Annotated in this window: 11 protein-coding genes; 9 read left to right on the top strand and 2 right to left on the bottom strand. The window is 61.5% G+C overall.

Features of this window, described 5'->3' with window-relative positions; genetic code table 11:
* Nucleotides 1-62 precede the first annotated feature (62 nt).
* Nucleotides 63-1,439, bottom strand: a complete 1,377-nt coding sequence (locus tag ACKLNA_RS10295; protein WP_248739978.1) for an L-serine ammonia-lyase — start codon at nucleotides 1,437-1,439, stop codon at nucleotides 63-65.
* A 434-nt stretch (nucleotides 1,440-1,873) separates the two neighbouring features.
* Here ACKLNA_RS10295 and ACKLNA_RS10290 point away from each other — a divergent pair, with 434 nt between their 5' ends.
* From ACKLNA_RS10290 to choV, 3 genes are all read left to right on the top strand, one after another.
* On the top strand, nucleotides 1,874-2,821 hold the full coding sequence (locus ACKLNA_RS10290) for a choline ABC transporter substrate-binding protein (protein ID WP_114886006.1): 948 nt from the start codon (nucleotides 1,874-1,876) through the stop codon (nucleotides 2,819-2,821).
* A gap of 66 nt (nucleotides 2,822-2,887) precedes the next feature.
* Nucleotides 2,888-3,733: a choline ABC transporter permease subunit gene (gene choW, locus ACKLNA_RS10285; protein WP_085709139.1), complete on the top strand. Its 846-nt coding sequence runs from the start codon at nucleotides 2,888-2,890 to the stop codon at nucleotides 3,731-3,733.
* Nucleotides 3,730-4,908 carry a choline ABC transporter ATP-binding protein gene (gene choV / locus ACKLNA_RS10280; protein WP_085709138.1) on the top strand — a complete coding sequence of 393 codons (1,179 nt, stop codon included), beginning with the start codon at nucleotides 3,730-3,732 and terminating at the stop codon, nucleotides 4,906-4,908. The genes choW and choV overlap by 4 nt, the downstream gene beginning before the upstream one ends.
* Nucleotides 4,909-4,996: 88 nt before the next feature.
* Here choV and betT read toward each other — a convergent pair whose 3' ends face one another.
* Nucleotides 4,997-6,994, bottom strand: coding sequence for a choline BCCT transporter BetT (gene betT / locus ACKLNA_RS10275; protein ID WP_085709137.1), 1,998 nt, complete (start codon nucleotides 6,992-6,994; stop codon nucleotides 4,997-4,999).
* Nucleotides 6,995-7,419: 425 nt separating this feature from the next.
* Between betT and betI the strand changes: the two genes are divergently transcribed.
* The 6 genes from betI (at nucleotide 7,420) to mdtD (ending at nucleotide 15,870) form a co-directional block, all read left to right on the top strand.
* Nucleotides 7,420-8,013, top strand: a complete 594-nt coding sequence (gene betI, locus ACKLNA_RS10270) for a transcriptional regulator BetI (RefSeq protein WP_085688616.1) — start codon at nucleotides 7,420-7,422, stop codon at nucleotides 8,011-8,013.
* A gap of 88 nt (nucleotides 8,014-8,101) precedes the next feature.
* Nucleotides 8,102-9,574 (top strand): betaine-aldehyde dehydrogenase, encoded by a 1,473-nt coding sequence (gene betB / locus ACKLNA_RS10265; RefSeq protein WP_085709136.1) that lies wholly within the window; start codon nucleotides 8,102-8,104, stop codon nucleotides 9,572-9,574.
* A gap of 115 nt (nucleotides 9,575-9,689) precedes the next feature.
* Nucleotides 9,690-11,393 carry a choline dehydrogenase gene (gene betA, locus ACKLNA_RS10260; RefSeq protein WP_085709135.1) on the top strand — a complete coding sequence of 568 codons (1,704 nt, stop codon included), beginning with the start codon at nucleotides 9,690-9,692 and terminating at the stop codon, nucleotides 11,391-11,393.
* Between the two features lie 193 nt (nucleotides 11,394-11,586).
* Complete coding sequence (locus tag ACKLNA_RS10255) at nucleotides 11,587-13,029, top strand: TldD/PmbA family protein (protein WP_408985782.1); 1,443 nt, start codon at nucleotides 11,587-11,589, stop codon at nucleotides 13,027-13,029.
* On the top strand, nucleotides 13,029-14,366 hold the full coding sequence (locus ACKLNA_RS10250) for a TldD/PmbA family protein (RefSeq protein WP_408985781.1): 1,338 nt from the start codon (nucleotides 13,029-13,031) through the stop codon (nucleotides 14,364-14,366). The genes ACKLNA_RS10255 and ACKLNA_RS10250 overlap by 1 nt, the downstream gene beginning before the upstream one ends.
* A gap of 64 nt (nucleotides 14,367-14,430) precedes the next feature.
* Nucleotides 14,431-15,870: a multidrug transporter subunit MdtD gene (gene mdtD, locus ACKLNA_RS10245; RefSeq protein ID WP_085709132.1), complete on the top strand. Its 1,440-nt coding sequence runs from the start codon at nucleotides 14,431-14,433 to the stop codon at nucleotides 15,868-15,870.
* Nucleotides 15,871-15,873 lie beyond the last annotated feature (3 nt).

Raw genomic sequence — 15,873 nt, 5'->3', positions numbered from 1 at the left:
CGCGTTTTATTGTCGATGCTCACTTGGTGCGCAGTTTTGACTGGTCTGGCGCTGTCGGCGTATCAGCACTCGACCGCACTGACCGCCAATCCACCGCGCGATGTCTCTTTATATTTGTCATGCATGTCGGCGCCGGTATCCCGCATGGTGCGGATCACCCGGTCCAGCGAAATGAAATGCTGACCATCGCCGCGCAAGGCCATCTGCGCGGCGTTGATCGCTTTCACCGCCGCAATCGCATTGCGCTCGATGCACGGCACCTGGACCAGACCGCCCACCGGATCGCAGGTCAGGCCGAGGTTGTGCTCCAGGCCGATTTCCGCCGCGTTGCACAATTGCTCCGGGCTCGCGCCGAGGATTTCCGCCAACCCCGCCGCCGCCATTGCACAGGCCGAACCGACCTCACCCTGACAACCGACTTCGGCGCCGGAGATCGAAGCGTTCTTCTTGCACAGAATCCCCACCGCCGCCGCGCCGAGGAAATAGTCGACCACGTTGGCGTCGGTCACCGCTTCGCTGAACTTCATGAAGTAGTGCAGCACCGCCGGAATGATCCCGGCCGCGCCGTTGGTCGGCGCCGTGACCATGCGCCCGCCGGCCGCGTTCTCTTCGTTCACCGCCAGGGCGAACAGGTTGACCCACTCCATGGCGCTGAGGGTCGAGCCGATCACGTTGGGCTTGTTCAATTCCTGAAGACTGCGGTGCAACTTGGCCGCACGCCGACGCACATTGAGGCCGCCGGGCAGGATGCCTTCGTGCTTGAGGCCCTGCTCGACACAATCCTGCATCGCCCGCCAGAGCTTCATCAGCCCGGCGCGGATTTCCTCTTCGCTGCGCCAGACTTTCTCGTTGGCCATCATCAGTTCGGCCACGCGCAGGTTGTTCTGCTTGCATAGCTCCAGCAGTTCGACGGCGCTGGAGAAGTCATAGGGCAATTCGGTGCGATCCAGATCCACCACACCGCTGGACGCCTGCGCCTCATCGACGACAAAACCGCCGCCAACCGAATAGTAGGTATCGCGATGAATCTCGCCGTGATCGCCTTCGGCAACCAGGGTCATGGCGTTGGGGTGGAACGGCAGGTTCTCGTCGATCAGGCGCATGTCGCGGGCCCATATAAAAGGCACCGACAAACGACCATCCAGTAAAAGGGTGTGGGTTTCGCGCAGGGCCTGGATCCGCGGGCCGATCTGCGACGGGTCGATTGCGTCCGGCCACTCGCCCATCAGGCCCATGATTACCGCGTTGTCGCTGCCGTGACCGACACCGGTGGCCGACAACGAACCGAACAGCTGCACTTCGATCCGCCGAACCTGCTCCAGCAGGAATCTGTCGCGCAGCGACTCGACGAACAGCGCCGCGGCGCGCATCGGCCCGACGGTGTGAGAACTGGAGGGACCAATGCCGATTTTGAACAGGTCGAAAACGCTGATAGCCATTGATGCAGAGCTCCTGAGAGTGCCGGTCCGGGGCGTGAAGCGCCCGCTGGCGGAGCTGCTACGCTCAAGCTGCGATCCGCCGGAATGCCCGCATCATCAGGCTTTTCCCGGGTCGCACGGCGTCTGACACCGACGCACTCATGCCCACGAACGCCGTGCCGGTTTTCGCCCGTGTTTTCGCCGTTTTTATGCGGTTCAGATGGCCAAACAGGGCTGAAAAAAGCTGTAAACGACGTCACTGACACTGGATGCGACCATCCCTGTACTGGATACGACGCACCCTGTAGGCGTCAGATTTTCACTGGTACATGATCGTATCGACTCGATTGCAAGGCGCCGTGACAGAGCTGTCTCCAGAACGCCATCCAACCGCAACCTATAAGTGCGGTGGTCCAGTCGGAACACTGCCAAAAAAAACACCAAGGAGTCCATCCATGAAAGGTTCCCCGTCGTTGTTGTTGGCCGCCATGCTGAGTCTGCCGTTACTGGCTCAAGCCGCAGAACCGGCGCAGTGCAGTACCGTTAACTTCTCCGATGTCGGCTGGACCGACATCACCGCAACAACCGCGACCACCAGCGTGGTGCTCGACGCCCTCGGCTACAAGACCAAGACCACCATGATCTCCGTGCCCGTGACCTACAAGTCGCTGGCCGACGGCAAGAACATGGACGTGTTCCTCGGCAACTGGATGCCGACCATGGAAAACGACATCAAGGCCTACCGTGATGCCGGCACCGTGGAAGTGGTGCGCACCAACCTCAAGGGCGCCAAATACACCCTCGCCGTACCGCAGGCGCTGTACGACAAGGGCCTGCATGACTTCGCCGACATCGCCAAATTCAAGAAAGAGCTCGACGGCAAGATCTACGGCATCGAGCCTGGCAACGACGGTAACCGCCTGATCCAGAGCATGATCGACAAGAACGCCTTCGGCCTGAAAGACGCCGGTTTCAAGGTCGTCGAATCGTCCGAGGCGGGCATGCTCTCGCAGGTCGACCGCGCGCAGAAACGCGACACCGCCGTGGTCTTCCTCGGCTGGGCGCCGCACCCGATGAACAAGCGCTTCAAGATTCAATACCTGACCGGCGGCGACGACTTCTTCGGCCCGGATTTCGGCGCCGCCACCGTCGCGACCAACACTCGCAAGGGCTACGTCGAGGAATGCAGCAACGTCGGTCAGTTGCTGAAAAATCTGGAGTTCACCGTCGACATGGAAAGCACCCTGATGGGCAACATCCTCGACGACAAGATGAAGCCTGAAGCGGCCGCCAAGGCCTGGCTGAAAAAGAATCCACAGGTGCTCGATACCTGGCTCGCTGGCGTGACCACCATTGACGGTAAACCTGGCCTGGAGGCCGTGAAAGCCAAACTTGCTCAGTAATCGCTTATGCCGGGCGGGCCAGTCCCGCCCGGGCTGTTATTTCCTTGCATGCGGACGTTCACTACCATGCTGATTGATCAGAAAATCCCTTTAGGCCAGTACATCGCGGGCTTCGTTGAATGGTTGACGCAACACGGCGCCAGCACCTTCGACGCAATCGCCGTGACCCTGGAAACGATGATCCACGGCGTGACGTTTGCGCTGACCTGGTTCAACCCGCTGGTGTTGATCGGCCTCATCGCTCTGCTCGCGCACTTCATTCAACGCAAATGGGGCCTCACCGCCTTCGTGATCGCCTCCTTTCTGCTGATCCTCAACCTGGGGTACTGGCAGGAAACCATGGAAACCCTCGCCCAGGTCATGTTCGCGACCCTGGTCTGCGTGGTCATCGGCGTGCCGCTGGGCATCGTCGCCGCGCACAAACCGATGTTCTACACTTTGATGAGGCCGGTGCTCGATCTGATGCAGACCGTACCGACCTTCGTTTACCTCATTCCTACCCTGACCCTCTTCGGGCTGGGCGTGGTCCCGGGCCTGATCTCCACGGTGGTGTTCGCCATCGCTGCGCCGATCCGCCTGACCTACCTGGGCATCCGCGATGTCCCGGAAGAACTGATGGACGCCGGCAAGGCCTTCGGCTGCTCGCGTCGCCAACTGCTTTCACGGATCGAACTGCCCCACGCCATGCCGAGCATCGCAGCCGGCATCACCCAGTGCATCATGCTGTCGCTGTCGATGGTGGTGATCGCGGCACTGGTGGGCGCCGACGGACTCGGCAAACCGGTGGTCAACGCACTGAACACTGCTGATATCGCCCTGGGCTTCGAAGCGGGCCTGGCGATCGTACTGCTGGCGATCATGCTCGACCGTATCTGCAAACAACCCGACGCCAAAGTAGGGGGTGACGCATGAGCATAATCCGCTTCGACAACGTAGACGTTATCTTCGCCAAGGATCCGCGCGAGGCACTCAAGCTGCTGGATCAGGGCATGACCCGTAACGAGATCCTGAAAAAGACCGGGCAGATTGTCGGCGTTGAAAAAGCCAGCCTGGACATCGAGAAAGGCGAAATCTGTGTACTGATGGGCCTGTCCGGCTCCGGCAAGTCCAGCCTGTTGCGCTGCATCAACGGCCTCAACACCGTGAGCCGTGGCAAGCTGTTCGTCGAGCACGAAGGCAAGCAGATCGACATCGCCTCCTGCAGCCCGGCCGAACTGAAAATGATGCGCACCAAGCGCATTGCGATGGTGTTCCAGAAGTTCGCCCTGATGCCCTGGCTGACCGTGCGCGAGAACATCAGCTTCGGTCTGGAAATGCAGGGCCGTCCCGAGAAAGAACGGCGCAAACTGGTGGATGACAAACTTGAGCTGGTGGGTCTGACCCAGTGGCGCAACAAGAAACCCAACGAACTGTCCGGCGGCATGCAGCAGCGTGTGGGCCTGGCCCGCGCCCTGGCGATGGACGCCGACATTCTGCTGATGGACGAACCGTTCTCGGCCCTCGACCCGCTGATCCGTCAGGGCCTGCAGGATGAACTGCTGGAACTGCAACGCAAGCTGAGCAAGACCATTGTGTTCGTGAGCCACGACCTCGACGAGGCGCTGAAACTGGGTAGCCGCATCGCGATCATGAAAGATGGCCGGATCATCCAGTACAGCGTGCCGGAAGAGATCGTGCTCAACCCTGCGGACGACTACGTGCGCACCTTCGTCGCCCACACCAATCCGCTCAACGTGCTCTGCGGTCGCAGCCTGATGCGCACCCTGGACAACTGCAAACGCATCAACGGCTCGGTATGCCTCGATCCGGGCGGCGACTCATGGCTGGACCTGGCCGAAGGCAACACCATCAAGGGTGCACGCAAGAACGGCTCGGTACTCGACTTGCAGAACTGGGTACCGGGGCAAGCGGTGGAAGGTCTGGATCGCCGTCCGACGCTGGTGGACTCGAACATCGGCATGCGTGACGCGCTGCAGATCCGTTACCAGACCGGCAACAAACTGGTGCTGCACGACAACAACCATGTGGTGGGGATTCTCGGGGACAGCGAGCTGTATCACGCGCTGCTCGGGAAGAACCTGGGGTAAAGAGAGCAGACACAAAAACGCCGCGAGAGGATCGCGGCGTTTTTGTTTTCATCATTCCCACGCAGAGCGTGGGAATGAACAATCGCTTTTAGCTGTACACCCGGCCAAGGAGCTGCCGATGGCTTTCAAACTGATCGAGCACATCGCGTGTGATCTGATCCTGCGTGAAGCCCATCAGGTCGTAATCCTGGCTGCCGTTGTGCAGGTACACCTCGGCGCGGTAGTAACGCTGGCGCGCTTCATCGGACTGGGCCGATTCGGTCGGGGTCGCCAGATAGCCGTCGAGGCTCACTTCGTAGACAAAAGGGTTGCCCTCTTCCATCTCGACGCGCACGCCCATGCAACGCTTGGATTTACCCAGCAGCGTCTGCACTTCCAGGCCCTGGGCACGCAACTGGGCAGCCGCATCGTCCAGCGCCGGCGTGACGTGTTTGTCCATGAAGCGCTGCACCACCGACTGGCTCGGTTGCAGATCCAGTTGAGTCAGGCGCTCGCTGAAACCACGACGACCGCGCTCAGCCAGTTGCGCTTGCTCCTGTTCGATCTGCATGTCCTGACGCATCGCCTTGTGCAGGCCGAACATGAAGCACACCAGCACCACCGAGAACGGCAGACCGGCCAGCACCACCATGGTCTGCATGGCTTCGAAGTTGCCGGCGAACAGCAGGCCGATGGTCACCAGGGTGATCACGACCGACCAGAAGATTCGCAGCCAGTGCGGCGCGTCTTCGTCGACGGTGCCGCCCTTGCAGGAAAGGTTGGCCATCATCACCGCGCCAGAGTCGGCCGGAGTCAGGAACAGCACGAAACCAACAAAGATCGACACACCGATGACGACTTTCGACGCCGGGTAGTGTTCCAGCAACTGATAGATCGCCATCGACGGCTGTTCCAGCGCCGTCTTGCCGAGTTCCACCGCACCGTGGTTCATCACCAGGTCCAGTGCCGAGTTACCGAAGATCGACAGCCACGCCAGGGTGAAGCCCAGCGGAATCAGCAGCACGCCGGCAACCAGTTCACGCACGGTACGGCCACGGGAAATACGCGCGATGAACATGCCTACGAATGGCGCCCAGGAAATCCACCAGGCCCAGTAGAACAGAGTCCACAGGCCCAGCCAGCGGTCGGACTTGGCACTGTCGCCTTCATAGACGTACAGGTCGAAGGTCTTCATGACCACACCGTTGAGATAGTCGCCGATGTTCTGCACGAAGCCGTTGAGCAGGTGCAGGGTCGGGCCGAACAGCAGCACGAAAATCAGCAGGCCGCTGAACAGGATGATGTTGAGGTTGGACAGACGACGGATGCCGTTTTCCACACCGGACACGGCAGCGATGGTCGCCACGGTGCTCATCACGATGATCACGATCAGCAGGTTGGTGTTGCTGTGTTCCATGCCGAACAGGTTTTCCAGGCCCGAGGACACTTGCAGCGAGCCGATCCCCAGGTTGGTCACCAGACCCAGCAGGGTCACGAACATGCCGAAGCCGTCTACCGCATGACCGGCAGCGCCCTTGACCCAACGCTCGCCCACCAGCGGGTACAGCGCCGAACGCAGTGCCAGCGGCTGGTTGTGACGGTAAGCGAAATAAGCCACGGCCAGACCGACCAGTGCGTAGATCGCCCAGCCGTGCAGGCCCCAGTGCAGGAAGGTCAGTTGAACAGCCTGACGCGCCGCCAGGTTGGTGGCCGATGCGCCTTCCGGCGGATTGAAGTAGTGATCCAGCGGCTCGGACGCGCCGAAGTACAGCAGCGAAATACCGATACCCGACGAGAACAGCATCCCCGCCCAGGCGCCATAGCTGAAATCAGGGGTGTCGTCCTTGCTACCCAGTTTGAGTTTGCCGTAGGAGGAAAACGCCAGGCCCACCACGAAAACCAGGTAAGCGGCGATCACCACCATGTAGTACCAGCCGAAGCTGCGGGACAACCAGGCCTGAGCCACTCCCAACATTCTGCCGGCCTCTTGCGGGGCGATGATCAGAATGGCGGTCAACAACAGAATCAGCACGGTAGAGGTGTAGAACACCCAACCGTTGACCGTCACCTTCTCGGGCGGGGTCTTTATAAGCGAGGCAGAACTCATGGCACAAATGCTCCAGGCAGTGCGAGAGAAGAACACAAGGCAACACGGAACCCGACCAATCGGTTAGTTGGCAGCCGACCGGCGGGTGATATAAAGACACCCCGAAAAAAGCCCGAACCTGCAGAGATGGCACCGCGAATCGCCGTCGTGGCCGAGGTCCGGACGTTCATCCGAAACCTGGCCTCGAGCGTCTTGCCCATTCAACACGTCCATCGAACGTCGAACCGCGCCTTGCCCCGCGCAGGTTTCGAGCATTTTCGGATGTCGGTTTATCGCCACTTACTCGTAGGAAAAATCTGTAGGCAGCGACGATTTGTCGCAGATCTTATTCTTTGTTGATTGAACGTTCAATCAAAACAAAATAGACTGGCCCTCAATCCGATCGGCGTTCATCGCCCGTCGGAAGGCCTAAGGAGATGTGCAAGATGCCCAAGGTCGGTATGCAACCCATCCGCCGCCAACAACTGATCGAAGCCACTTTGCAGGCCGTCGATCAGGTCGGAATGGGGGACGCCAGCATTGCGCTGATCGCCCGTCTGGCCGGTGTCTCGAATGGCATCATCAGTCACTATTTTCAGGACAAGAACGGCCTGATTGCCGCCACGATGCGGTATCTGATGAGCGTCCTCAGCGAGAACGTCACCGCGCGCCGTCAGGCGCTGGCAGACAGCAGCCCCCGGGCGCATCTGCAGGTGATCATCGAAGGCAACTTCGACGCCAGCCAGGTCAATGGCCCGGCAATGAAAACCTGGCTGGCCTTCTGGGCCACCAGCATGCACCAGCCGTCTTTGCACAGGTTGCAGCGGATCAACGATCACCGTCTGTATTCCAACCTGTGCTGCGAGTTCCGCCGTGTGTTGCCGCTCGAAGATGCGCGCACCGCCGCCCGTGGACTGGCAGCTCTCATCGACGGCTTGTGGTTGCGCGGCGCACTGTCGGGAGACGCTTTCGACACTGCGCAGGCGCAACAGATCGCTTACGAATACATGGATTTCCAATTGGCCAAGAAGGTGAGCTAGAGCACACAGAAAACGCTCGGCCCCTGAACGCCACCGCAGCCTGATCGCGGTGGTCAACGCCAACCACTTATGCACTTGCGAGGACACTATGGCCCGTTTCGAACTGCAAAAACTCTACATCGATGGCGCGTACTCCGACGCCGGCAGCGATGCCACCTTCGAAGCCATCAACCCGGCTAACGGTGAAGTCCTCGCACAAGTGCAACGTGCGACCAAGGAAGACGTCGAGCGCGCAGTAGTCAGCGCCGAAAAAGGCCAGAAAATCTGGGCTGCGATGACCGCCATGGAGCGTTCGCGCATCCTGCGTCGCGCCGTCGACATCCTGCGCGAGCGCAACGATGAACTGGCTGCCCTGGAAACCCTGGACACCGGTAAAGCCTTCTCCGAAACCAAATACGTCGACATCGTCACCGGCGCCGACGTGCTGGAATACTACGCAGGCCTGGTACCCGCCATCGAAGGCGAGCAGATCCCGCTGCGTGACACTGCATTCGTCTACACCCGTCGCGAGCCGCTGGGCGTTGTCGCTGGTATCGGCGCGTGGAACTACCCGATCCAGATCGCGTTGTGGAAATCCGCTCCAGCCCTGGCGGCCGGTAACGCGATGATCTTCAAGCCAAGCGAAGTCACCTCGCTGACCACCCTGAAACTGGCCGAGATCTACACCGAAGCCGGCGTTCCAAACGGCGTGTTCAACGTACTGACCGGCAGCGGCCGTGAAGTCGGCACCTGGCTGACCGAGCACCCGCGCATCGAAAAAATCTCCTTCACCGGCGGCACCGACACCGGTAAGAAGGTAATGGCCAGCGCTTCGGCTTCGTCGCTCAAAGACGTGACCATGGAACTGGGCGGCAAATCCCCGCTGATCATCTGCGACGACGCCGACCTGGATCGCGCCGCCGACACCGCCATGATGGCCAACTTCTACAGCTCCGGTCAGGTCTGCACCAACGGCACTCGCGTATTCGTGCCGAGCCACCTGAAAGCCGCTTTCGAAGCCAAGATCGTCGAGCGCGTTGCCCGCATCCGCGTTGGCAACCCGGAAGACGAAAACACCAACTTCGGCCCGCTGGTCAGCTTCGCGCACATGGAAAACGTGCTGGGCTACATCGCCAAGGGTAAAGAAGAAGGCGCCCGCGTTCTGTGCGGCGGCGAGCGCATGACCGACGGCGAATTCGCCAAGGGCGCGTTCGTGGCTCCGACCGTGTTCACCGACTGCACCGACGACATGACCATCGTTCGTGAAGAAATCTTCGGCCCGGTCATGGCGATCCTGACCTACGAAACCGAAGAAGAAGTGATCCGCCGCGCCAACGACACCGACTTCGGCCTGGCCGCCGGTATCGTCACCCGCGACCTGAACCGCGCCCACCGCGTGATTCATCAACTGGAAGCCGGTATCTGCTGGATCAACGCCTGGGGCGAGTCCGACGCGAAAATGCCGGTTGGCGGTTACAAGCAGTCGGGCGTTGGCCGTGAGAACGGCATCAGCTCGCTGAACAACTTCACTCGCATCAAATCGGTACAGGTCGAGCTGGGCGATTACGTCTCGGTGTTCTAAGGCCCGCCATCGTGCGCTGCCCGCGAAGCCGCCTTCGCGGGCATGTCTGATCGCCGCTCCCGCAAGGGAAGCGCCGGCTGTCTGACCTGACCAACTTTCAAAGAGGGTGCATTCAATGTCCCAGGAATTCGATTACATCATTGTGGGTGCCGGTTCTGCCGGTAACACCCTGGCGACCCGTCTGACTGAAGACGAAGGCGTCACCGTCCTGCTGCTCGAAGCGGGCGGCCCGGACTACCGCATGGACTTCCGCACGCAGATGCCGGCCGCGCTGGCCTTCCCGCTGCAGGGTCGTCGCTACAACTGGGCGTACGAAACCGATCCGGAACCGTACATGGACGGTCGTCGCATGGAATGCGGTCGCGGCAAGGGCCTCGGCGGTTCCTCGCTGATCAACGGCATGTGCTACATCCGCGGCAACGCAATGGACTACGACGGCTGGGCAAAACTGCCAGGCCTGGAAGACTGGACCTACCTCGACTGCCTGCCGTACTTCCGTAAAGCGGAAACCCGCGACATCGGTCCGAACGACTACCACGGTGGCGAAGGCCCGGTCAGCGTGACCACGCCGAAGGCAGGCAACAACCCGCTGTTCCACGCCATGGTTGAAGCCGGCGTGCAGGCCGGTTACCCGCGCACCGAAGACTTGAACGGCTACCAGCAGGAAGGCTTTGGCCCGATGGACCGCACCGTGACGCCGAAAGGCCGTCGTGCTTCCACCGCCCGTGGTTACCTGGACGTGGCCAAGAAGCGTTCGACCCTGACCATCGTCACACACGCCCTGACTGACAAGGTTCTGTTCGAAGGCAAGCGCGCCATCGGCGTGCGTTACCTGGTCGGCGCGGCCGAAGAGCGCGTTGAAGCCCGCGCCCGCAAAGAAGTCATCGTCTGCTCCGGCGCAATCGCCTCGCCGCAACTGCTGCAACGCTCCGGCGTCGGCCCGGCGAAACTGCTGGAAAGCCTCGACATCCCGGTCGTTCACGATCTGCCGGGCGTCGGCGAAAACCTGCAGGATCACCTTGAGCTGTACCTGCAATTCGCCTGCACCCAACCGGTCTCGCTGTACCCGTCGCTGCTCTGGTACAACCAGCCGGCCATCGGTGCCGAGTGGCTGTTCAACGGCACCGGCATCGGCGCCAGCAACCAGTTCGAAGCCGGCGGTTTCATCCGCACCCGTCCGGAATTCGAATGGCCGAACATCCAGTACCACTTCCTGCCGGTAGCGATTAACTACAACGGCAGCAACGGTGTGAAAGAGCACGGTTTCCAGGCGCACATGGGTTCCATGCGTTCGCCGAGCCGTGGTCGCATCCAGGTCAAGTCGAAAGACCCGCGCCAGCACCCGAGCATCCTGTTCAACTACATGGCCACCGAGCAGGACTGGCAGGAATTCCGCGACGGCATCCGCCTGACCCGTGAAATCATGCAACAGCCTGCACTGGACGCCTTCCGTGGCCGCGAAATCAGCCCGGGCATCGAAGTGCAAACCGATGAGCAACTGGACAAGTTCATCCGCGAGCACGCCGAAACCGCGTTCCACCCGTCCTGCTCGTGCAAGATGGGCACCGACGAGATGGCGGTCGTGGACGGTCAGGGCCGCGTGCATGGCATGCAGGGTCTGCGCGTGGTCGATGCCTCGATCATGCCGATCATCACCACCGGCAACCTGAACGCGCCGACGATCATGATGGCCGAGAAAATCGCCGACAAGATCCGTGGTCGTCAGCCACTGCCACGCAGCAAGGCGCCGTACTACGTCGCCGGCGATGCGCCGGTGAAAGGCAAGGCACTGCGTGATGTGAGTGCGGTTGCTCAGTAAGTCGTAATACCGGGCGGTGATCGTTCCCACGCAATGTGGGAACGATCAGCCGACTCAAAGCAGTAAATCCTCCTACACCCCCTCTTCACTTGATCCTACCCCCACGCAGGCCTACTCTAGTCCTCGCGCAATCGTTTCACCCCTCCCCGCCGAATCCGCTTCGCCGCTACTCCCATAACAAGGAGGTTTCCTGATGTTCGATTTCCACCCCCAGCTCAAGCAGCGCTTCGCTGCCTTGCGCACGGGCGCCGAGTTTTTTTCCCTGCGGTATGTACGCGAATCCGGCCAGTACCTGTCGGTGCGCAAAAACGTCGCCGAGCCGCCGAGTCTGAGCCGCGACGAAGGCGCGATGCTCACCGTTCGCGTCAACGGCGTCGAAGCCTACGCCGCGACCAATGACCTGTCGCAACAAGGCCTGCAAGCCGCCCTCGAGCGCGCCGAACAGCAAGCCCGGCGGATCAAGCCCCACGCCCTGCTCGACCTGAGCCAGCAGCCGGTGTCCAGCGACCGCGCCGACTACTTTTCACCCAATCTCGAACAACCCTTCCCGTCCCTGAGCGAATGCTTCGAGCTGCTCGGCGCGGAATCCGCCTCGGTGCCAAAGGATGAGCGCCTGGTGAATTGGGAAGTGAGCATCGGCATCACCCACGTCGAACAGATCTACCTGAGCAGCGCCGGGGCCGAATTGCGCCAGGTCCAGCGCTTCGTCTATCCGGGCCTGGACGTCACCGCCTACGACGGCAACGACAGCCAGACCCGCAGTCTCGGCCGCGAGAACTTCGGCCAGCAGGGCGGCGCCGACGTGATCAGCCGTTGCGGCCTGATCGGCGCTGGCCCGCAAGTCGCCGATCATGCGCTGCAACTGCTGCTCGCGCCGAACACCCCGCAAGGCCCGCGAGACCTGCTGCTGATGCCCGACCAGATGATGCTGCAGATCCACGAATCCATCGGCCACCCGCTGGAACTGGACCGGATTCTCGGCGACGAGCGCAATTACGCTGGCACCAGTTTCGTCAAAGCCTCGGATTTCGGCAGCCTGCAATACGGCTCGAAACTGCTCAACGTGACCTTCGATCCGGACATTCCCGAAGAGCTGGCGAGTTACGGCCACGATGACGACGGCTCCATGGCCAGCAAACAATTCCTGATTCGCGAAGGTCTGCTGGTGCGGCCGTTGGGCGGTGCGTTGTCGCAGTTCCGCGCGGGGCTCGACGGCGTCGCCAACAGCCGTGCCTGCGGCTGGAACCGACCACCGATCGACCGTATGGCCAACCTCAACATCGAGCCGGGCGACCAGTCGCTGGAGCAACTGATCGGCGGCATCGAAAACGGCATCCTGATGAGCACCAACCGTTCGTGGTCGATCGACGACGCGCGGAACAAATTCCAGTTCGGCTGTGAGTGGGGCCAGTTGATTGAAAACGGCGAACTCAAAGGTGTGGTGAAAAACCCCAACTACCGGGGCATTTCCGCGCACTTCTGGAAGAGCCTGCGCGCGGTCGGCAACGCCGGCACCACCCGGGTGCTGGGCACGCCGAACTGCGGCAAGGGCGAACCGAACCAGGTGATCCGCGTCGGCCACGCTTCACCGGCCTGCGTGTTCAGCAATGTTGATGTGTTTGGGGGAGACGCCTGATGAGTATTTCCAAGAGCCAGGTCGAGGCCTTCAAGGTGCTGGTCAACTGGCTGCGCGATGCCGTGCGCGAGCCGGAACAGTTCACGCTGAGTTACGACGCCGAATCGTCGGCCTTCGTGCGCTTCAACCACGCCAAGGTGCGTCAGGCCGGGCAAGTGCAACAAGCCGGTATCGGTCTGAAACTGATCGACGACGGGCGCCATGCCGACCTGCACATCACCCTTTCCGGCGAACAGGCTACCGACCTGCAACGCCTCGCCGAAGGCCTGCAACAACTGCGCGAAACCCTGCCGCTGCTGCCGCAGGATCCGTACCTGCTTCTCAACCACAACGGCTGGCAGAGCCAGAATGTGCAGGAACATCCGCTGCCGGACACCGAGCAGGTGGTGGCTGAAATCGCCGAGGCGGCCGAAGGTCTGGATCTGGTCGGTTTCTATGCCGCCGGCCCGATCAGCCGTGGTTTCGCCAGTTCTTCCGGCGCGTTCGGCTGGCATCAGGCCAACAGTTTCAACTTCGACTTCAGCCTGTTCCACGCGAACGGCGAAGCGGTGAAAGCCAGCTATGCCGGACACGAGTGGAGCAGCGAAGGTTTCGCCAAGCGTTTCCAGCAGGCTCGCGAGCAACTCGAGTTTCTCGGTCGACCGTTGCGCACCCTGCCACCGGGACAATACCGCGCCTATCTGGCACCGGCAGCCCTGGAAGAAATCATGGGCATGCTGTGCTGGGGCGGTTTCTCGGCGCAGTCGATTGCCAGCAAGAGCAGCCCGTTGCAGAAACTGTATGCCGGCGATCAGACGTTCAGCCCGCTGGTGTCCCTCGACGAGAAAGTCAGCGGTTCGCTGAGCCCGGCGTTTTCCGGTGAAGGTTATCCGCGCAGCGATTTGCGGTTGATCATCGAAGGCAAAGCGGGTGACCAGTTGGTAGGTTCGCGCAGTGCTGCCGAATACGGCCTGACGGCCAACGGTGCCGGCGGTGGCGAATCGCCGAGCGCGCTGAACATGGGCGCCGGTGATCTTCCACAAGCGGAGATTCTCAAGCAACTGGGCACCGGCCTGTACATCAGCAACCTGTGGTACCTGAACTTCTCCGATCAACCGGCGGCGCGCCTGACCGGCATGACCCGGTTTGCCACGTTCTGGGTCGAGAACGGCGAGATCCAGGCGCCGGTCAGCACCATGCGTTTCGACGACAGTGCCTACAGCCTGCTGGGTTCGCAGCTGGAAGCGTTGACTGCCGAGCGTGAGTTGCTGCTGTCGGCAAGCACCTACAGCCAGCGCAATACCTCGTCGGCGCTGTTGCCGGGAGCGTTAGTGAGCCGTCTGACCCTGACCCTCTGATACAAATCGTTCCCGCGCCTGGCGCGGGAACGATTATTCAAAGCCCCACACCACAAGAGGTTCCATGCCCAACCGCCCGCCTCTCGACGCCATCACCGCCCGCTGGTTGCCGTGGGTCGTCGCCATCGCTTTCTTCATGCAGTCCCTCGACGGGACCATCCTCAACACCGCCCTGCCGGCCATGGCCCGGGATCTGGCCGAAGACCCGTTGCGCATGCAGGGTGTAGTCATCGCCTACATGCTCACCGTGGCGTTGCTGATTCCGGCCTCGGGCTGGATCGCCGACCGCTTCGGCACCAAGAAGATCTTCTTCGGCGCGATCCTGCTGTTCAGCATCGGTTCGCTGCTCTGCGCCCTGTCCAGCAGCCTGACCATGCTGGTCGGAGCCCGGGTGATTCAAGGCCTCGGCGGTGCACTGATGCTGCCGGTCGGGCGATTGGTGGTACTGCGCGCCTACCCGCGTTCGGAGCTGGTGCGGATCATGGGTTTCATCACCATTCCCGGCCTGCTCGGCCCGCTGATCGGCCCGACCATGGGCGGCTGGATGGTGCAGTACCTGACGTGGCACTGGATCTTTCTGATCAACCTGCCGGTCGGCGTCATCGGCTGCTACGCGGTGTGGAAGTTCATTCCCGACCTGCGCGGCACCGAGCGCACGCGTTTCGATAGCCTGGGTTTTCTGCTGTTCGGCGCGGCGATGATTCTGATCACCATTGCCATGGAAGGCCTTGGCGAATTGCATCTGCCGCACTTGCGGGTGATGTTGCTGCTGTTCGGCGGCATGGCCTGTCTGGCCGCGTACTGGTTACGCGCCGGGCGGGTCGAGAATCCGCTGTTCGCGCCTTCGCTGTTCAAGACCCGGACGTTTGCGGTGGGGATCATCGGTAACCTGTTCGCCCGTCTGGGCAGCGGCGCGTTGCCGTTTCTGGTGCCGTTGCTGCTGCAAGTGGCGCTGGGTTATTCACCGTCGCAGGCCGGGATGAGCATGCTGCCGCTCGCTGCTGCAGCGATGTTTGCCAAGTGGATGGCGCGGCCGCTGATCGAACGTCTCGGTTATCGCATCGTGCTCACCGGCAACACGCTGGCGTTGGGGATCATGCTGGCGAGCATGGGCCTGGTCAGCGAGCAGACGCCGTATTGGCTGCTGTTGTGCCTGCTGGCGATTCTCGGCGCGATCAACTCGCTGCAATTCACCGCGATGAACACCGTGACCCTGATCGACCTCGACGACGCCAGCGCCAGCAGCGGCAACAGTCTCCTGTCGGTAGTCGCACAGTTGTCGCTGAGTCTCGGGGTAGCCTGCGCCGGTGCCTTGCTCGGTGGTTTCACGGCGGAAATCGGCAATGATGGCGTTGAAACCGTGCTGGGCGCGTTCCAGCTGACGTTCGTGACCGTGGGTGTCATGGCGATGCTGGCGGCGACCATCTTCTCGCAACTCTCGAAAGAAGACGGGCGACGCGTCAAACGTCCCGATGAACATCCGGACGAACACATCGAACATTAACCA

The organism is Pseudomonas sp. UV AK001 (assembly GCF_046097675.1).
Classification (GTDB): Bacteria; Pseudomonadota; Gammaproteobacteria; order Pseudomonadales; family Pseudomonadaceae; genus Aquipseudomonas; species Aquipseudomonas kribbensis.
This window is presented reverse-complemented; position numbering and strand designations above follow the sequence as displayed.